General features: G+C 63.9%; 17 protein-coding genes and 1 pseudogene. 11 read left to right on the forward strand and 7 right to left on the reverse strand.

Annotation, left to right across the window (positions count from 1 at the left end; translation table 11 throughout):
* Positions 1 to 16: 16 nt before the first annotated feature.
* Complete coding sequence (locus VMT40_RS31805; protein ID WP_442790089.1) at positions 17 to 460, reverse strand: winged helix-turn-helix transcriptional regulator; 444 nt, start codon at positions 458 to 460, stop codon at positions 17 to 19.
* Between the two features lie 199 nt (positions 461 to 659).
* On the opposite strand from VMT40_RS31805, the gene VMT40_RS31810 reads away from it, so the two are divergent.
* The 4 genes from VMT40_RS31810 to VMT40_RS31825 are packed head-to-tail and all read left to right on the forward strand — an operon-like array spanning position 660 to position 4,564.
* A complete protein-coding gene (locus tag VMT40_RS31810) occupies positions 660 to 1,526 on the forward strand; it encodes a nitrilase family protein (protein WP_326362916.1) in 867 nt (288 codons plus the stop codon).
* Between the two features lie 17 nt (positions 1,527 to 1,543).
* A complete protein-coding gene (locus VMT40_RS31815) occupies positions 1,544 to 2,737 on the forward strand; it encodes a hypothetical protein (RefSeq protein WP_326362917.1) in 1,194 nt (397 codons plus the stop codon).
* Positions 2,734 to 4,107 carry an amidase gene (locus tag VMT40_RS31820; protein ID WP_326362918.1) on the forward strand — a complete coding sequence of 458 codons (1,374 nt, stop codon included), beginning with the start codon at positions 2,734 to 2,736 and terminating at the stop codon, positions 4,105 to 4,107. Before VMT40_RS31815 ends, VMT40_RS31820 begins: the two co-directional genes overlap by 4 nt.
* 37 nt (positions 4,108 to 4,144) lie before the next feature.
* Positions 4,145 to 4,564: a tautomerase family protein gene (locus VMT40_RS31825; RefSeq protein ID WP_326362920.1), complete on the forward strand. Its 420-nt coding sequence runs from the start codon at positions 4,145 to 4,147 to the stop codon at positions 4,562 to 4,564.
* A gap of 759 nt (positions 4,565 to 5,323) precedes the next feature.
* Here the strand turns inward: VMT40_RS31825 and VMT40_RS31830 are convergent.
* Positions 5,324 to 5,959 (reverse strand): winged helix-turn-helix transcriptional regulator, encoded by a 636-nt coding sequence (locus tag VMT40_RS31830; RefSeq protein ID WP_326362921.1) that lies wholly within the window; start codon positions 5,957 to 5,959, stop codon positions 5,324 to 5,326.
* A gap of 213 nt (positions 5,960 to 6,172) precedes the next feature.
* Between VMT40_RS31830 and VMT40_RS31835 the strand changes: the two genes are divergently transcribed.
* The 4 genes and pseudogenes from VMT40_RS31835 to VMT40_RS31855 all read left to right on the forward strand — a co-directional run bounded on the left by VMT40_RS31835 (position 6,173) and on the right by VMT40_RS31855 (position 11,763).
* Positions 6,173 to 7,096 carry a PLP-dependent cysteine synthase family protein gene (locus VMT40_RS31835; protein ID WP_326362922.1) on the forward strand — a complete coding sequence of 308 codons (924 nt, stop codon included), beginning with the start codon at positions 6,173 to 6,175 and terminating at the stop codon, positions 7,094 to 7,096.
* An 11-nt stretch (positions 7,097 to 7,107) separates the two neighbouring features.
* Positions 7,108 to 7,830 carry a haloacid dehalogenase type II gene (locus VMT40_RS31840; RefSeq protein ID WP_326362924.1) on the forward strand — a complete coding sequence of 241 codons (723 nt, stop codon included), beginning with the start codon at positions 7,108 to 7,110 and terminating at the stop codon, positions 7,828 to 7,830.
* A gap of 419 nt (positions 7,831 to 8,249) precedes the next feature.
* Entirely contained in the window at positions 8,250 to 8,582 is a 333-nt protein-coding gene (locus tag VMT40_RS31845) for a hypothetical protein (protein WP_326362925.1), read from the forward strand.
* Positions 8,583 to 8,749: 167 nt separating this feature from the next.
* Positions 8,750 to 11,763 (forward strand): annotated as a pseudogene (locus tag VMT40_RS31855) (Tn3 family transposase).
* A 139-nt stretch (positions 11,764 to 11,902) separates the two neighbouring features.
* Here VMT40_RS31855 and VMT40_RS31860 read toward each other — a convergent pair.
* The 4 genes from VMT40_RS31860 to VMT40_RS31875 all read right to left on the reverse strand — a co-directional run bounded on the left by VMT40_RS31860 (position 11,903) and on the right by VMT40_RS31875 (position 14,262).
* Positions 11,903 to 12,442, reverse strand: coding sequence for a hypothetical protein (locus tag VMT40_RS31860; RefSeq protein ID WP_326362929.1), 540 nt, complete (start codon positions 12,440 to 12,442; stop codon positions 11,903 to 11,905).
* 77 nt (positions 12,443 to 12,519) lie between these two features.
* Complete coding sequence (locus VMT40_RS31865; RefSeq protein WP_326362931.1) at positions 12,520 to 13,320, reverse strand: hypothetical protein; 801 nt, start codon at positions 13,318 to 13,320, stop codon at positions 12,520 to 12,522.
* A complete protein-coding gene (locus tag VMT40_RS31870) occupies positions 13,304 to 13,618 on the reverse strand; it encodes a hypothetical protein (RefSeq protein ID WP_326362933.1) in 315 nt (104 codons plus the stop codon). The genes VMT40_RS31865 and VMT40_RS31870 overlap by 17 nt, the downstream gene beginning before the upstream one ends.
* 14 nt (positions 13,619 to 13,632) lie before the next feature.
* On the reverse strand, positions 13,633 to 14,262 hold the full coding sequence (locus VMT40_RS31875) for a hypothetical protein (protein WP_326362935.1): 630 nt from the start codon (positions 14,260 to 14,262) through the stop codon (positions 13,633 to 13,635).
* Between the two features lie 321 nt (positions 14,263 to 14,583).
* Here VMT40_RS31875 and VMT40_RS31880 point away from each other — a divergent pair, with 321 nt between their 5' ends.
* Positions 14,584 to 15,525 (forward strand): tyrosine-type recombinase/integrase, encoded by a 942-nt coding sequence (locus VMT40_RS31880; protein ID WP_326362937.1) that lies wholly within the window; start codon positions 14,584 to 14,586, stop codon positions 15,523 to 15,525.
* A 161-nt stretch (positions 15,526 to 15,686) separates the two neighbouring features.
* Here the strand turns inward: VMT40_RS31880 and ltrA are convergent, their stop codons facing one another.
* Complete coding sequence (ltrA, locus tag VMT40_RS31885) at positions 15,687 to 16,949, reverse strand: group II intron reverse transcriptase/maturase (RefSeq protein ID WP_326362939.1); 1,263 nt, start codon at positions 16,947 to 16,949, stop codon at positions 15,687 to 15,689.
* Between the two features lie 877 nt (positions 16,950 to 17,826).
* Here ltrA and VMT40_RS31890 point away from each other — a divergent pair.
* Both VMT40_RS31890 and VMT40_RS31895 read left to right on the forward strand, forming a co-directional pair.
* Positions 17,827 to 17,994 (forward strand): hypothetical protein, encoded by a 168-nt coding sequence (locus VMT40_RS31890; RefSeq protein ID WP_326362941.1) that lies wholly within the window; start codon positions 17,827 to 17,829, stop codon positions 17,992 to 17,994.
* A gap of 248 nt (positions 17,995 to 18,242) precedes the next feature.
* Positions 18,243 to 18,854, forward strand: coding sequence for a TetR/AcrR family transcriptional regulator (locus tag VMT40_RS31895; RefSeq protein ID WP_326362943.1), 612 nt, complete (start codon positions 18,243 to 18,245; stop codon positions 18,852 to 18,854).
* Positions 18,855 to 18,902: the final 48 nt, after the last annotated feature.

Genomic DNA, 18,902 nt, shown 5'->3' on the forward strand with positions numbered 1-18,902 from the left:
GTGCTTTCCAGCAAGTTCAGACCGAGCCCGCGGCAACTTTCCGCACGAACGCGTCGGCAGCACTGATTGGGCGGCCAGCGGCATCGGTGATCTGGAGCCTCACGGGAAGCTGGTTCTCGTTGTCCAGCAGTGTCGAACGGGGCTCGCTCTCCTCGAAAAGGTATGTCTCGCCCCATTGCCTGAGGGCAACGATGATGCTGAACAGCTCGCGGCCCTTCGGCGTCAGTGTGTACTCGTGATAGGCGGATCCGTCGGCCGCGGGGACGATCTCGAGGATGCCCTGGGCTACGAGCTCACGGAGGCGGGCCGACAGGATGTTCCTGGCCAGTCCCAGGTTCTTCTGTAGCTCACTGAATCGGCGGATTCCGTCGAGTACATCGCGAACGATGAGCAGGGTCCAGCGGTCCCCAATCACGTCCACGGCCCTGGCGACCGGACACTCCGCCCGTTCGTGACTCACACCCCGTCCTTGCATCGCTACCCCTGTCCGACTGATCGATTCTCGCCGAGGCATCTCCTCGAACTGGTTGCAATTTTAAACCAGACTGCCTATGGTGTGCATTACATGGTTTCAAATTGAAACCACATTTAGGGAATGTAGCTGAGGAGATGTCATGCCAGAGCCGCAGGACGCCAGCAAGAGCACCAGTGTCAGCCCGGTGCGGGTCGCGGTGGTGCAGTTCGAACCGCGCGTGGGGGTGGAGAATCTGAAGGCCAATATGGTCGCGGTGGAGCAGCGGTTGACGGCTGCCGCGGACGCTGGTGCGGGTCTCATCGTTTTGCCCGAACTCGCCACGACGGGGTACGTGTTCGAGACTCGCGAGGAAGCCTTTGCGCACGCCGAGACGGTTCCGGGAGGGCGGTCCGTGGAGTTGTTCGCTCGGCTGGCGGCCGAGCGCGATCTGTACATCGTGGGATGCGTGGTCGAGCGGGATGGCGAGCAACTGTTCGACACCGCAGTCCTCGTCGGCCCCGACGGGTATGTCGGCCGCTATCGCAAGACCCATTTGTGGAATACCGAGAAGTTGTGGTTCACGCCCGGCAATGAAGGGTTTTCGGTGTTCGACACCCGCATTGGGCGGATCGGGCTGCTGGTGTGCTGGGACATCTGGTTCCCTGAGACGGCCCGGATCGTGGCGCAGATGGGCGCCGACATCATCTGCATTCCCACCGGCTGGGTGTGGACCCCGCCGCCGCTCTACGACGCCAGCGGTGTCTGCATGGCGGCCTACCTGACAATGACGGCGGCGCATGCAAACAACGTGTTCATCGCTACCGCCGATCGGATCGGGCAAGAACGTGGCGCGGGATTCATGGGGAACTCATTGATCGCTGGCACCAACGGGTGGCCAATTGATCGGATCGCCGGTCCGGAGGAGGACACCAACATCTACGCAGACGTCGACCTGACCGCGGCGCGGACCGCGCCGATCTGGAATCAGCTCAACGATCTGCATCGTGATCGTCGCACCGACCTGTACGACCAGATGCTCGGCTATCGCGGCGGCTCGGCGCTGCCCCGGTAAGGAAAGGGGTGACGGCCATGACGATCACAGCGTGGTGGACACGGCATGGACCACTTGCTCTCTCGGCCCTCGTCGCCGAGATCGCCATCGTGGCTTCGGCGTCCGCGGTGCTCCTGCACACCGCCCGCAGCCACCTGCCGATCCTGACTGGCGGTTACACGGTTTGGGACGGCTCGCTCCATCCGCCCGCCGTGGCGGCGTGGATCGCCTCGGCGGGCAGCGAACCGACCTTCTATACGTGTGCGCTCTCGGGAATCGGACTGCTGGCTGGAGGTGGGTTCGCGCATTGGTTGATGGTGCGCGGCGCCCGCGGACAAGGCTTTACCCAGGCGTGCGGTACCACCGCATGGCCGTGGGTCGTCTCGGCCGCGTTGCTCGGAGTGGTGTTGAGCAACCTACTGTGGGGATGGACGGTCGCCACCACTCACGCGTGGCAGCCGTTGTTCGTCCCGTTCGTGTCGGCATCACCGACGATCGTGCTGATGTATGGCCCCAGCCTGCGCACCGTGCTGACCGGTGCCGGGTTGGGGGCCCTCACCACGACACCGCTGGCCTTGCTCGGAACGAACTACTTGTGCCGATGGCTCGACCTCCCGGCGGTGGTCGGCGTCACCGGGGGTATGGCCATCGGTGCGCTCATCGCCTTCGGTATCTGCCGGGTGCTGCCCTGGCTGCCGCAGCCTGTGCACTTGCGTCAACAGGAACCGCCAAAATCTGCGCCCCGGCAAGTCGGTCACAGCATCGGCTGGTCGATGCGGCGAATATTGGCCGATTTCACCGAGGCGCAGTTCTTCGGCAGCGAGTGGGCCAGCCTGGGACTCATCGCGGGTGCGGTGATGGCCTATCTCCTCAATCCCCGCCTGCCGGCCTACGGTTCGGGCCTGCTGCCGAACATTCTCACCGGACAAGTGCTCACAGCCGCCATCGCGGTGACGCTGTGGCATCGACAGTGGTCGACGCGACCGTTCTTTCCCACCTTCGTCCCGATCGTGTCGGTTGTCCCGGCCGCGATCCTCACCTACGGCGGCACGGTCGCCTCGATCATCGCCGGGGCCGTGCTGGGAGCCGTAATCTCCCCGCCGCTCGCCGCTGCCATATCACATCGGCTTCCTAATGATTTCCATCCCTTCATAGGCAATGTCGCTTCGATGGCGCTCAGCAGCGCACTCATCGTTCCGGCATTGGGGCTGCTGCCCGGGTTCTCCGCATGACAGGCACCACCACCAATTCGCTGCTCGACGGCTACTTCGCCGGCCAGTCGCTGATCACGCTGGGGCATGACCTGCGATCAGCCCGCACGACTTCGGCCGAGCTGGTCGAGTACGCCCTGCAATCCATCGCCCGCATCGACCCGATCGTGAATGCTTTCGTGTCCGTGAACGCCGACGCGGCACGAGCCGCCGCCCGCGCGGCCGACGCCGAGTTGAGCAGTGGTCTCGATCGAGGTCCGTTGCACGGCATACCCGTTGCAGTCAAGGACCTCATCGACATCGCGGGCCTCCCCACCTCGTGTGGGTCGGCTACCTCTTTTGGGGGCATGGCCACACACGACGCCGAGGTCGTCACCCGGCTACGCGACCAGGGCGCGGTCATCATCGGAAAAACCACCCTGCACGAATTTGCCTACGGGGCCACCGGCGACCGCTCGGTGCACGGCCCGTCACGAAATCCGCACGACCCCAGTCGAATGTCTGGCGGCAGCAGTGGCGGCAGCGCGGTCGCGGTGGCCGCGGGCATGGTGCCGCTGTCGCTGGGGACCGACACCGCCGGCTCGGTTCGGGTACCGGCCGCCCTATGCGGAGTCGTCGGATTCAAGCCGGCATATGACGCCATCCCGAGTTCCGGTGTCTACCCGCTGGCACCCACGCTCGACCACATCGGGTTATTCGCACGCAGCGTCGAGGACGCCCTTCTCGGCTATCGGGCACTCACCGACCGACCCGTCGATACCGCCCTACACGATGACTCACACTCCCTAACTATCGGCTGGATCCCGGCCAAAGACGTGGCGGACTCCGACCCGCGCATCGAAGCACTGGCACACGACCTGCTGACACGTGTCGGCTTCGTCCCCGACACGGTGCACGGATTCCCCGGATGGAAACACCACCAGCCCCTGTTCGAGGTCTTCACCACCCTCCAGAGCAAGGAAGCATACGAGGTCCACCAGCATCACCTGGACCACGACCGGAATCTGATCGACCCTGAAGTCCTCGCGCGACTCGACAGCGGCAGGAAAGTCTCGACCTCGAGCTACGCAACGGCCCATGAGGCACGTGGACAATTGCGCTCGACAGTGCAAGAGCTGCTGCAAGCCTATGGCCTGCTGGCACTCCCGACGGTTCCGGTCGTTGCGCCACCCCTCGGCGCGCGCAGCGTGCACATCGGAAGCACCGAACTCGAGGTGCGCTCCGCACTGCTCTCTCTGACCAGCCCGTGGAACATGACAGGCACACCAGCCATCAGCATTCCAGTCGGCACGTGCGACGGACTTCCGACCGCCGTCCAACTCATCGCCTCTGCTGGCGATGAGCACCTCATGTTCGCGGCGGCACAGGCGCTGGAGTCGGCTGCGCGCTGACCACTCGACAATCAAAACTTAGCGAAAGGAATCCCCGATGCCATCCATCCAAATCGACCTGCCATTGACCGTCCCAGCCGACACCAAGCAGGCGCTCGCGCAACGTGTCGGCGAAATATACGCGGAGATCATGCAGGTCGGCATGGATCTTCTCACCGTGTCCGTGCACGACTTAGGGGAGGGTGGCGTGTGGCGCTGCCACGAGACCGGAGTGCCGACTCCCTCGGCGCTGATCATGTGCGACATCCGGAGCGGAAGACCTGCGCAAACCCGAGCCCACCTGGCACGGTCATTGATCGAGGCGTGTATCGGAATGTTCGAACTGGACGCACTGTGGGTGAAGGTCGAATTCACCCAGCACTCCGGCGACGAGATGTACCACCCACACCTGTCCGGTTTCAACACCGACTGGACAGGAGACGAAAGAATCGCCGATACCTCAGGCGTAACACCCTGATCCGCCGTCACGCACGGCCCGCCCGAGCGGGGCCGCGCAGCGCTCTACTTACGAGGCTCTATAGCCTTCCGCCGATGAGCTGTTCGCGATCACAGCGCACTCGCAGGGCGATGGTCTTCCTCAGAGCTCGAAGCTCCCGAAAAGCAGGACGTCCGGTTGTGCGGGCGGGCCCGAACCACGAGCAACCCCCCACCAGATCCACGACGGCCGGGCGGATCAGGCAAACGCGCCCGATTTCGCCCGGCCGTCTCGCTCCGCCGGTGCCCACAGTCTGACGTTAGGACTCGAAATCCACGATTTCACTAGAGGTCTCGGCGACAACAAGCTCACGGTTCCAGCCTGTCGCTCTCGCTGTCTTCCCAGGCCGCCCATCTTCAGTAGATTCGACCGATGCAACATCTCGCGAGCTGTGGGTGCCGTCGGGATTCACCGACCACCGCCCCTATGCGGGAACAGAACCGTCAACACTGCAAGATCGGGACACCAACCGCCCGATCAACCACCAAGTGCCCCAATACTTCCCGAACAGGACTAGGGATGTTCCAGAGCCAGTATTGGACCGGAATCGGTACTGCACTTGAAATTCACCACAATCGCGGCGTTGTGCTGCTGGGCCCCTTCGTCGCCACCACCGATAGTGAGCCAGAGACGCTAATCCACGAGTCTCGATTCTGTCTCTGGGGCTTGGACATTGGCGCGGGAGACAAAGACGGATCGTCAGTCACTAGGTAGCTGTTGACGTAGTCGTCGGGGATACGGTCAGGTTGTGGTCACGCCGAGAGCGCCAGGGGTGAACACGTACCGGGTGAACCAGCGTGGCATTTGTTGCTGCAGTGTGTGGTCACCGTGGAGCTGAACTCCAGGCTGTTGCATCAGTTGCTGCCACGATAGGTTTCCGAGCCACCACTCGGTTGCCGCTCGGGTCGGGGTGGTAAGCCAGATGTCGACCGGTGCGCCGGTGTCGTCGCGGCACAGGTCTACGCCGGTCCGCGATAGGTGTAGCCAAAACTTTCTGTCGGAGATCGGCCGATCGCTGAATTCAATGGCGACCACGATCCGACGGTCGGGTAACGCGGCGGCGTCGACACGGCGGCGCATGTCCCAAGTGAGAGCGACGGTGTCGAGATCGTCCTCCCCCAGGGCGGCGCTATCCGTAGTGATAGCCCATCGGGCCAGCTCCCGGACTATCGGGGAGAGCGCGACACCAGCATCAGTGAGGCGATAGCCATCGACGATACCGGCAGCGCGCAACGCCCGCAGCCGCGCAGACAGAGTCGCTCGCGGGATCCGCGGCAGTCCTCGGCACAGCTCACCGAAACTCGACGCGCCAAGCAGCAGCTCGCGAACAATCAACAGTGTCCATCGCTCACCCAGCACATCCAGTGCCCTCGCCACAGCGCAGAACTGTCCGTAACCAGTACTCACTCCAGCAGCGTACTGACGGCATGCTGTTCCGCGTAGTTCAAAAATTGAACTCGGTACGCAGACGTGGGCTGACGGCCGCAGGCGTCCGCTGTTTTGGGCACTCTCGAGGTGCGGAGCCCATGTCTGATTCAAATTTTGAACTAGAGCTCCCCCAATCACAGGTGAAGGCTTATCAACATGGACATGTCAATTCCTGCGCCTCGTACCGTCCTCGATCGGATCGGCAATACCGCGCTGCTGCCTTTGCGACGGCTCGGACCGCGAAACGGATCTCGGATCTTGCTCAAGCTGGAAGACAGTAATCCGACCGGGAGCATCAAGGACCGGATGGCACTGGCGATGATCGAGGCCGCCGAAGCCGATGGTCGACTGCGACCAGGTGGCAGGGTCGTCGAGTACACAGGCGGTAGCACAGGTGTCTCCTTGGCCTTGGTCTGCGCCGTCAAGGGTTATCGCCTCGACATCGTCAGCTCGGATGCCTTTGCCGCCGAGAAGCTCGCCCACATGCGGGCACTCGGAGCAGAGGTACACGTGATTCCCAGCGACCAGGGCCGGATGACAGAAAAGCTCACGCGAGACATGATCGAAGCGGCCCGGGTCATCACGGCGGACACCGGCGGCTTCTGGACAGATCAGCTCAACAATACCGACCAGCTGTCGGCCTACCACACGATGGCCGATGAGATCTGGGCTCAGACCGACGGTGAGCTGGCCGCGTTCGTGCAGATCGTCGGCACCGCGGCCTCGCTGCGAGGCAACGCTGAGGGGCTGCGGAAACACGACGATTCGATCAGCGTGGTCGCGATTGAACCCGCCGAGTCCGCTGTCTTGTCGGGGCGCCCGACCGGTGCGCACAAGATCGACGGAGTCGGTGCTGGGTTTGTCGTGCCGTTGTGGCACGACGAGGTAGCTGATGCGATCGAGCTGGTGTCCACAGAGGAGGCGGCCGCGATGGCAGTGCAGCTGGCCCAGCAGGAAGGGCTGTTCGCGGGCACATCGACCGGAGCCAACGTCCTCGCCGCACTGCGTGTGGCCGAACGGCTCCCCGCGAACTCGACGATCGTCACGGTTATGTGTGACACGGGCATGAAATACCTGAGCAAATGAGCGCCTCTGCCATGCCGGCCAGCCTGGCCGAGATTCGTGTCTTGGCCGTGGACATCTTCGGCACCACCGTCGATTGGCGCACCGGTGTTGCCGAACAGGTCGCGGCGATTGCCGCCCGAACGAACCTCGAGGTGTCGCCGGGCCGGTTCACCGACGAGTGGCGAGACCGCTATCTCCCAGCCCTGGACGCGATCAGCAGCGGCGCTCAGCCGTGGAGGAACCTCGATGCGCTGCACAGGGAAGCTCTGGACGACCTTCTTGACGCCTACGGCGTCGGCGACGACTTCGACGAGGCCGCACGCCAAGAGCTGGTTTTGGCATGGCACCACCTCGCACCGTGGCCGGATGCGGTAGACGGCTTGTCCCGGCTTCGCCGCCGATACACCGTATCGGCTCTGTCCAACGGTGGCGTGGCGCTCCTGACCAGCCTGATCAAGGGGGCCGATCTACCGTTCGACTGCCTACTGTCGGCTGAAATGCTGCGATGCTACAAGCCCCAGGAGCAGGCATACCGGGCGGCAGCCGACCTGCTAACCGTCCGCCCCAGACAGATATTGATGGTCGCGGCGCACGGGTGGGACATTGACGGGGCGCGGCGGGCGGGACTGCGCACCGCGTTCCTCGAACGACCGCAGGAAAAAGGCCCGGATCGCACCGCGGACCGCGCGGCCGACACCGTTTGCGACATCGCGGTCAGCAGCCTAACAGAACTCGCGGACATACTCGGCTGCTGAGCGAACTCTCGACGAGCCAGTGCTTGCGCGCAGCCGCGCCACCTCAGAGGCCGTTTTCGAACCCCGTGAGTACCGTCGGGCGTGAGGGATATGAACAGCCCGGCCTGTGGCCAACATCGACTACACAGTTACCGGTTGGCCACTCCCCACGGGGAGCAGATCCGCGGCTGGAGCGGGGAGAAGGTGTGGGCACAATCGGTTCTTCTCGGGGCCACGCTGCTATCCCCTTAGGTAGTAATGGGGATGGCGAGCCGGTCCACATTTGAGGACGCTGTCCACGTGCGATTCGTAAAGGTCGAGAGGGACACCGACCGGATTCGTTGGACCCAAGCGGGTATCTGGAGCGGCTACCTGAGCAGGAGGCCGTTCTTCCACCTGGAGCAGCTCACCTCGCCGCAGACCCCGATCACTACGACTTCATGGGCGATCGGTGCGTCAAAGACCTGAAGCTGGTCAAGCTCGAATTCGTCCGCGAGGCCGTAAAATCGACGCTTGTCGCATGGTTCGAATGGAACGACAAAGCGCCCGAAGCCCTCAGAGTCGTCTACCGGCAAGTCGAGAGCGTTGAAATCGAGATGGCGCCTGCTGGACCTGTCCAGCTCGATGAGATCGAACCCCACGATCGAGGCTGCCGTCATGAAATCCAACTGATCGGCGGTTCCATCGTGGCCGTCTGCGCCCACCTCGAGGCCAAATGGATTCCCCAACACCCGAAGTCGGTGGTCGACGACACGGGGACGACCATGGTGTAGCGACTCTGCAACAGCAGGAGCGGTTCCAGTAGTTTCGGCGCAGAAAACAACGGATATGGCTTGACCAGCAGTGATGGGCTGTTGGTTGGTTCGGGCTGCGGGTGGGTGTGGTTGGTGCTTGGCTGGAGCGTCGATGAGTTGGGTTGGCGTGGTGGAGGTTCGGGTTCGTGGCGACGCGGGTGTTCGCGGATGGGGAGCTGGCGCGTCTGCGGGAGTTCCCGGAGATCAGCCGGGAGGAGTTGTTCCGGTTCTTCACCCTCGCTCCGGGTGATGTGGCGTTCGTGGATCCGGAGCGGGGCCGGGGTCCGGAGGATCGCCTCGGGATAGCGGTGGCGTTGTGTTCGCTACCGTGGCTGGGGTTCGTGCCGGACAAGGTGTCCGCGGCGCCGCCGGTGGCGGTGGCGCGGCTGGCCGAGCAGCTGAAAGTTGATGCGCGCCAGATCCGTTCGTATGGCAAGCGGGCCCAAACCCGCACCGAGCATCTTCGGTTGGTGGCGCGCTATCTGGGCTGGCGTGGCCCGGGGTCGATGGAGTTGAAGGAGCTGGACGAGTTCCTGCTGGCGCGGGCGCTCGAACACGATTCACCGACGTTGCTGTTCCGGTTGGCGTGCGAGTATCTGATCTCGGCGAAGGTGATCCGGCCGGGCCCGGAAACCCTGGCTCGCCGGGTCGCGCACGCCCGCACCCAGGCCCAAAGCGAGACCTATGACCGGTTGGCGCACGAATTCACCCCGCAGCGGTGCGTCGAGCTGGACGCGCTGCTGACCATTGATCCCTCGATCGGGACGTCCCGGATCCGGTGGCTGACCACCGGTGCGGTGGAGGCGTCGGCGTCGGGAGTGAAGACCGCGGTCGACAAGCTCGGGTTCCTGCGCAATCTGGGTGCGGACCGGTTGGACATGTCGGTCCTGCCGGCGGAACGGCGTCGTTTCCTGGCCACGATGGGCCGCCGCCTGACCGGGCAGGCCCTCGAGCGTCGCGATCCGCAGCGCCGGTATCCGATCCTGTTGACGCTGCTGGCGCAATCGGGCACCGACGTGCTCGACGAAGTGGTGGCGTTGTTCGATCAGGCGATCTCGGCGAAGCTGAGCCAGGCCGAGAACCGGATGAAGGACGCGCTGGCCGAACGCGGCAAGTCCGGGGGGCCCGCCAGGCACTGCTGGATGACCTCCTGAAAATCATCACCGACACGGGGATCGCCGATGAGGATGTCGGTGGTCTGATCCGCGGCGAAACGATCGGGTGGGACCGGCTGCGGGCGGCGCTGGCCCAAGCCAAGCCCCGCTTGCCTCGTGATCACGGTCAGCTGGCCGCGCTGGATTCCTCCTACAGCTATCTGCGGCAGTTCACCCCGGCGGTGCTGTCGGCGGTGAAATTCGCGGGCGGCACCGCGGCGACGGAGTTGCTGATCGCGGTGGCGATGCTGCGGGAGCTGAACGCGACCGGCCGGCGCAAGGTCTTCGCCGAGGCCCCGGCCGGGTTCGTTCCGACGAAGTGGCGCGGATACCTCGAGGAGGCCCGCAAGACCGGCAACACCACCGCCTACCGGCACTATTGGGAGCTGTGCGTACTGGTCGGGTTACGCGACGGGCTACGCAGCGGCGATGTGTATGTGCCGGGCTCGCGGCGCTACGCCGATCCGGGCTCCTATCTGCTCACGCCCGAGCAGTGGGCGCCGCAGCGCGCGGAGTTCTGCCGTCTGGTCGGCAAACCCGCCGACCCGGACCGTGCCATCGCCGCGATGACCAAGGAGTGGGGTGAGGCGGTCGGCGAGCTGGAGAAAGTCCTCGCCGAAGGCGACGGACCGGTGCGCTTGGACTCCGACGGCGATCTGGTGATCTCGCCGCTGTCGGCGGAGGACATCCCGGCCGAGGCGGTGGCGCTCAAGGCCGAGTTGACCGAGATGCTGCCGTTCGCGCCGATCGTGTCGCTGCTGATCGAGCTGGACAAACGCACCGGCTACCTGGACTGCTTCACCCACGCCACCGGCAAGCAGGCCCGCAGCCCCGAGCTGAAACGCAACCTGATCGCGGTCCTTTTGGCTCGTGCGACCAATCTGGGATTGACGAGTATGGCCGAGGCCACGGGCATCTCCTACGACATGCTGGCCTGGACCGAGGAATGGTACGTGCGGGAAGACACGCTGCGGGCGGCGAACCTGGCGATCATCGACTACCACCAGCGGCTGCCTTTGACCCCGCTGTTCGGCAGCGGCACCCTGTCCTCCTCGGACGGGCAGCGGTTCCCCACGCGCGGCAAGTCGCTGACCGCGCGGACGATGACGAAATTCTTTGCCGACGAAGGACTTTCAACCTATACGTGGGTCACCGATCAGCACGCCAGCTACGGCACCAAGATCATCGTCGCCACCCGCCGCGAGGCACACTACGTGCTCGACGAGATCCTGGGCAACGCGACCGATGTGCCGATCACCGAACATGCGACCGATACCCACGGCGTCACGCTGATCAATTTCGCGTTGTTCGATCTACTCGGGCTGCGGCTCTCGCCCCGGATCCGGGACCTGGGCAAGATCACCCTGTACCGGCCCGGCCCCCGCTCGGACGTCGAAGCACGGTTCCCGCATGCCGGACCGCTTTTGACCCGGCGGTGCAATCTGGATCTGATCACCGAGAACTACGACGACCTACTTCGTTTGGCGGGGTCGTTGAAGTTCGGGCACGCCACCGCGTCGCTGCTGGTCGGCAAGCTGGGCGCGTCGAGCAGGCAGAACACCCTCGCCGCGGCGTTGAAGGAATACGGGGCTATACGCCGTACGGTCTACGCCGCCCACTATCTGTCCGATCCCGCCTATCGGCGGCGGATCGCCCACCAGCTGAACAAAGGGGAATCGGTCCACGCGCTCAAACGGGACCTGCACTACGCCCACGAAGGCATGATCCGGGCACGGCACCTCGAGACCCAGACCGAACAAGCGTGGTGCCTCACACTCGCCACGAACTCGGTCATCGCTTGGACAACAGAGTATTTCGGTCTGGCGGTGGATCAGCTGCGGCGGTCCGGACGCCGGATCGATGACGAAGTGCTGGCCCATATCTCCCCAGCGCACAGCGAGAACGTGAACTTCATCGGCGCCATCGAGGTCGATGTCGAGGCCGAGCTGGCCCAGCTCGGCCCGACCGGGTACCGGCCACTGCGGGTCCGGGACACGTTGTTCTGACATGCAATTCGCCGGGCCGGTCAGCTGTGGTCGGGCTCCGTTAGTCGCGCCGGATGACCACGTCATCGCGCCGTGGCCCGGAGGTCGCACACACGGCTACGGCTGTCGGCAACGGTTCGGCCCGCAATTGAATGCAGTGTCAGCGTAGGAAGTCCTCGGCTTCCTGCTTGATCCTTCCGGGAGCAGCCTCCCACGCAGGGGTTGCCATGAACCGCATCAATTCGGCTCGCTTCTCCGCCGAAGAGGCTGAGGCCCGCACACCGATCACCGACCACAACTCCGGCAGGGACTGTGCGGGAAGATCCCACTTCGTAGTACGCAGCCAATCCTCGTTTCGCCAGTCCGTCAGGTAGCTGGTGCGCCGCTCCGCCGGAAAGCTCCGACACTCGACCGTCTGAAGTCCTGACATGGTGGCTGCCGCCTCGGTCTCGTCCCGCCACCGCACGATGTCGTCTTCGCCGACTTCGCTGCCCGCCGCGACATCCACGCTGATGGCCCATTGGTCGTCCTCGACCCGCCATAGCTTCAGGACCAGCGACGGATTGCCGTCGTCTCCGAGTTCGCGGAAACCGAACCGCGCGTCCTCCCGATCGGTCAACCGACCAGACGGGGTGAGCCCCAGGGCTGCCCGCAGCTCGTCGAGGCGGGGCTGATCAAGCCTGCCCGCCAGGATCAACAACAGTCGACGTTCCCATCTGGCGATCCGCATCAGCTGCCTCCAACCTCGTGCACGATGTCCAGCGTTCTGTCAGTGTCTCAATGGTCGGGTGAGGCGGGCGTGGCCTGCCCGGCCCTTATCCGTGTCGGAGCCATTGGTTGATGGCGGCGATGCGGGCCGTGCCCGGGTAGCAGACGGCGAGTTTTCGCAGGTTCGCCTGTGCACTGTTGCCGCTGCCACCGGTAGCGCAATCCGATCTCGCGGCCGTCAAACGTCAGCGACTGACGTGCCCCGCTCACGCGCAGCAGGCTGTTGGCCACCACGACAAGGGATATGCAGTACAGCTCGCCGGGCCGACCGCGAGGCCATTCGTACCACCAGTGCAGATCGTCGGGATGCTGGCTGGGCAGTGCTATTCGCTCTCCGCCGCGCAGCACATCGATATGGCATTCGCCCAGAACGCTGCGGACGTCATCGGGCAGGTCTTGGTGCTCGATCAGGACCGCCCAGCGCCGGCTCGGTACATAAGGCGCAAAGGTGGCCAGGGTCGGCATGCAGCCGCCCACCTCGTCGTAGGCAGCCGCAGCGAGGCCAGCAGGTGCCAGGACAACGGTCACGGCATCGTCAGCTACCAGATCCACGCCATCCACGCCGCCCCCGCCGCTGCGCACCGCGACAGGTATGCCACGATTCGCATACGCAGCAGCCCATTCGGTGACGGTGTGCAGCTCGTTCACCTCGCTCCACGGCAGGCCCGGCTCACCGTCCAGAACGGCTCTCGCGGCGGCGGCGAGCAGGCACGAATCGGAACTGTGCTCACTCCAGTACGCGCGAGCGGCCCTCGGCGTCATCCCCCTTGGCGGTGCGTCGCAAGTGAACTCCTCATCCTCCAAGCCCATGGGCTCTCCATTCCAAAGTGTTGTAGGCCGGCAGCGGTATCGTGGTGGCGATCTGCGATCTGTTCTGCGGTGCACAGTAGGCAAATAGGTGGTTGGCGGCCCGATCCGCGTTGATCGGGATCGTGGCCTTGATGCCACGCCTGCACAGGTGACCACGATTGGCGCGGGAGCTGTAGGCATTGTCGGCCCGAATCTTCGTCCGCCTGCCCTCGCCGAGGCGAGGCACCGCGCTCCCGCCGAGCACTGCGGTGAACTGCGGACTGTCGCCACGCTGACCTACGGTGATCACGATCGTCAAGGCTTTCCGGCTGCTCAACCCAGTGCGATCACGAGGCCCCACTGAAGTTGATGCGCTTGCTCGACGATGACGGCCCAGCAGTGCAGGTGCTGCTCGAATTCTTCGAAACGGGATATAAAGCGACTGTCGCTGTCGAACTGGGGTTCGATGTAGGGGCGCAGTTCGCCGGTCTTACCGGACAGTCGCCGCCACACCTGCGCCAAAGTGGTCACGTGTGCCGGGGAATGCGCCAACCAGGCATACGCTGCGATGATCTCGGTGCACGAAGCCCATCGCGCCGCCTCTTCGGGGTCGACTGCGATGCCACCCCCGAAAACACCGTCGATGAATTCATCCGTGTCATTGATCAGATCATCCCACAGCAGGGACTTATCCCATCGCTCATCGTGCTCCCCCTGCAGGCATTCGATGACCTCGGACCAGATCTCCTGGAACTCCCGATGCGGTTTGTACAGCGGCCAACCATTGTCCGGGAACCGCGCTTTGACGCCCCAACCGTCTCGATCCCAACCCAAGGGGAAGTGGCCGACCGATGCGTCTCCCGCACGCCACCGCTTCCGGTCGGAAGCACCGGCCCGGACCCGGCTCAACTCCGCAGCGAGACGCGGCCAGTCGGCGATATAAGCGGAAAGATAGACACCCACGCAATCCTCGAGAACTCTTGTCAGACCTGCCGTCAACAGGGCAAGTATGTCATCGCAGTACCCGAAGCGTCATCTTCATTTCAAGCACCAACGAACCGGGAGACTCGTCGAAAGCGTGTGTGGGACGGCGGGGCCCGGTTGGCCAACTGCACGAGGTGCAATGGTCCATGCGCAAGTCGTCACTGAACAAAAGCTACCGGATAATGGACCGTTATCCGGTAGGGTGACCAACAAGAGCAGGCAACAACCAGCACGGATGTCTACCGGCCGACAACGTGACTGATGCACGTTATCCGGTAGGTCGATCCAGGAGGACCGGGCATGACGGCGACCGTGGCGAAGCTGAAGACCCGGCGCCGCGGCGTCGGCACGCCGACTGTTCGCTCCTCGATCGACGCCTTCCTCGACTCACCGAAGATCAAGGGCAACACCCTGCGCGCCTACACCAGCGTGCTCGACCGGGCCGCCGAGGTACTCGGGCCAGACCGGGCGCTGATGGACATCGCCGATACCGAGGTCGGCGACGCGCTGGCCGAGCTGTGGGGCACGGCGAAACCGGCGACCTGGAACCGCAACCGCGCCGCGGTCGGCTCCTGGCTGACCTGGTGCGCCACCAAACAGAACTGGGCCGCCCCGACACTACTGACCTCCGTCGAGCGTCAGCGCGAACCCGAGGACACCACCAAAGCCGTCTCGCGGTCCCGCATCGACCGACTCTGCCGCCGCCGCGACGTGCCGCTGCGGGAGAAAACCCTGTGGCGGATGCTCTACGAGTCCGCCAGCCGCGCCAGCGCCGTGCTCGCGCTCAATGTCGAGGACCTGGACCTGGCCAACAAGCAGGCCAGGATCACCGCCAAGGGCGGCCACACCATGTGGATCACCTGGGGCACCGACACCGCCCACCTGCTGCCCCGCCTGATCGCCGGCCGCAAACGCGGACCGCTGTTTCTGTCCGAATACCGGCCCGGACCGCACCGCCGCGCCACCACCGACCCCCGCGACATCTGTCCCCACACCCACCGAGCCCGGCTCGGCTACGACCGTGCCCGCATCCTGCTCGGCCACTACAGCGACGGCCTACGCTTACACCAACTCCGCCACAGCTCCGCCACACACCTCGGCGACGCCAATATCTCCGCGAACATCATCATGACCAAGACCGGCCACAAGAGCCTGCGCAGCATCCAGCGCTACGTCAAACCCGGCCTGGCCGCAATTCACCAGGCCACCGAGGTGCTATCCAGCCCCCGACACCGAGGCTGAAACCCGAAAGGGAAAAACACCGGCCTCAACGACCGGATCCTGCCATTCGCCACCAGCAACACGCCATCACTGCTGGTCAAGCCAGTCGGGTGGCCCAGGGGAATCTCACCCCTGGGCTCCCACAGATCCGGGCGTAACAGTCTCCCGTTACCCGGCTCTTGTCATCCTGTTCGCCAGGCATGCGGTGTCCACTGCCAGTGTCGGAACATGGCAGGGTATGTCCTGACCGCGGTTTTGTAGGCGCGGCGGGCTTTCTTCACCGGTTTCAGCCGCCGATATTTGCAGCGGATCCAGCGCACCAGGTAGGAGTTGATGCGCGTCAGGAGGGGATGCAGCGCGGAAGGATAGAACGCTCCGTAATACCGCATCCAGCCGGTCACGACCGGATTGATCGATCTGGCCAGTTGGGCGACGGTCGAGCCGGTCCGGTGATGAAGCCGCCAGGAGCGAACATCAGCACCGGTCTTCTTCAGGGCGTCCTGGCTGATCGCGGGCTGGAACGACACGAAAGTGCCGCCGTTCCTGGTCCGCGCCGTGCGGGACCTGAACGTGAACCCCAGGAACGTGAACTGCGTGACGCCATATTGCTGGCGCCGGTTCGCGTCCCGGCAGTAGACGATCTTGGTCTTGGCCGGATGCAGAGCAAGTCCGACCTCGTCCATCCGTTCCTGCAAGGCCGCCAGAACCTGGCGGGCCTGCCGCTCGGTGATGCAGTGCACGACCGCGTCATCGGCATAGCGCTCGAACTCGACTGTCGGAAATTCCCGGACCAGCCACACATCGAACGCGTAGTGTAAGAACAGGTTGGCCAGCACGGACGACACCGATGATCCCTGGGGAGTACCTCGGGTTCGCTCCAACACGGTCCCGTCGGGCTGCTGCACCGGAGCGCGAAGCCACCGGTTGACATACAGCACCACCCACGAGGCGTCGGTGTGCACCTCCACAGCTTTGACGATCAGGTCCCACCGGACGGAGTCGAAGAATTTTTGGACGTCGAGATCGATCACCCAGTCCTTCTTCCAGCACCGTTCCCGGCATTTCCCCACCGCATCCAGAGCGGACTTCCCCGGCCGGTAGCCGTAGGAGTCGGGATGGAACACCGGGTCCACCCGCTTCTCCAAGTGCGCGGCCACCACCGTTTGCGCCACTCTGTCGCTGACACAAGGGATTCCGAGGGTCCTCGTGCCGCCGCCGTGCTGTTTCGGTATCTCCACCGCTCGAACCGGAGGCGGGAAGTAACTTCCCGAGGACATCCTGTTCCAGATCTTGTAGAGATTGTTCTTCAGATCTTTCTCGAAGTCCTCAATGGTCACACCATCGACTCCCGGTCCGCCCTTGTTCTCCTTGACCTTCTCCCATGCCTCCCAGACCTCCCGCTTGGAGATCTCGAACGGCTTGCCTGTCGACTTCAGCTCACTCACGCGACTCCTCCCAGGGCATCGCCTGGTTGATCGAACAAGTACCAGCCACGGATGACCTGGCCCCTTGGCTCCATTCCCACCGCACCAGGCAGGAACTTCCCAGCTACTACGAGCCAGTCCGTCAGCGCCGTCCCGCATCGGTACTCAGTCGCCTCACAGGTTCTCCGCTTGGGATGCTCCCTCTCTCCGACCGCGAATCAGCTTCGCGGACAGAAGTATCGGGACGGGCCTTCTCACGTTCCACGCAAGAGCAGCAGATCAGGCTCGCGCCACCTTCACGCCGGACACCATCTGGCCAGTAAGCAGGTTCCCGCCAGACTGATCCCAAGGTCGGATAAAACCCAGGTTTCGATGTCGTCCTAAACATTTCGACGCTTCAACAGCGAACCCCCGCAAGGGCTTTCAGCGCAACGCCTTCCTGATCCCCACCTGACGCCTCCAACGGACGCCTTTTCCCTCATCGCTCACCACGACAGTCTTCAGCTAACGCAGCAGAGGGTGGTTTAGTGCCTCCCCCGTGCAGGGCGACACTGGAGGGCCGAGAATCCTCCATCTCTCACGCAGCACCGCTTCAAGAAGCTCCTCCTACACCACCAGCTCCTCTCCACGTTCGTGACGCACTATCCGTTGTTTTCTGCGCCGAAACTACTGGAACCCCCAGGAGCGGAATACCCGAGCACGATGACTGCTCCACCGTGCGCGGCAGTCGCGGCGACCGCAACACGCCGACGACGATAAAGCGCTGCCAGGATTCACGCTCAGAGCCGTCAGGCAGACTCGATCGCACCCTCGGAAGCACGTTTGGTGGCTACCCCCTGGCCCGGAAGTGTTGGGGCACTTAGTGGTTGAGTCGGCGGTTGGCGTTCCGAATTCTGCAATGTTGACGGTTCTGTTCTCGTACCTGGACGAACTGGTGGTCGATGACGTTCGTGGTGTCGGTTCGACGGTGCGCATCGATGTGGCAACCGGTGAGGGTGCATCGAGGAACCCTGTCAGCCGCCTTGCTGATCTCACCACAACCAGACGCACGATCGCACAGCATTGATTTCCCTGGCCGACAACGCATTTCACCTCGATACGGCCGACGCCGTAGAGCCGGGCGAGATGCTCGGGGCCTCAACGAAAACAACATCGACAAGCCGTGCTCCCACCTCGAACGGTTCCAGGTCCCTGTTCGGCGGCGTCCCGGCAGCGGACTGCCGCCGGCCGAATACTGAACCCGGCTCCTACCTCGCCCCACACGATATTCCTGACCATCTAGTCAGAATATTGACCATATGGTAAGTTTGCATCATGGGATCTGAGAGTTCGTCGCCGACCCGCACACAACGGGCCCGCCGCGACGACATCGTCGCCGCCGCGATTTCCGTGATCGACAGCGACGGGTTCGCGGCGGCATCGGTGGACCGCATAGCCAGCGAGGCCGGAACGATCAAGGGCACCGCCCTTTATCACTTCAAGACCAAAGACGCCATCTGCGAGGCCGTGATTGCGGCGCTCTACGAGCAAGGCGGGTCGTTCATGACAAGCCGGCTCCAGGACACGGAATCGGTCGGAACGCGGCTCGCCACCGACCTGCGGTCGAATCTCGAGTTCATCTGCGCTCACGCCGCGCATGTTCGTGCGGTCCAACGGATCATCGAAAACTCGCCGCAGCATCGCGATCACGTACCGGATTCGATCACACCACTCTCCGAATTGCTGACCGCAGGCCAGCGCAGTGGGGAGTTCACCCTATTCGATCCATTGATCGTCGCGGGCGCGATCCGCGCGCTCATCGATGCTTCGGCCTATCACCTGGCCAACAGCAACGACGTCGACGTCGACCACTTTGTCTCCGAAATCATGCAGTTCGTCGAGCGGGCGACCACGAGCGCCCACAACAGAAGAAAGTCAGGACAATGATCACCACCTCGAAAAACACGCGAGCAGCGACCGTAACGCGCCTGACCG

This window comes from Nocardia sp. CDC160 (assembly GCF_035818795.1).
Taxonomy (GTDB): Bacteria; Actinomycetota; Actinomycetes; order Mycobacteriales; family Mycobacteriaceae; genus Nocardia.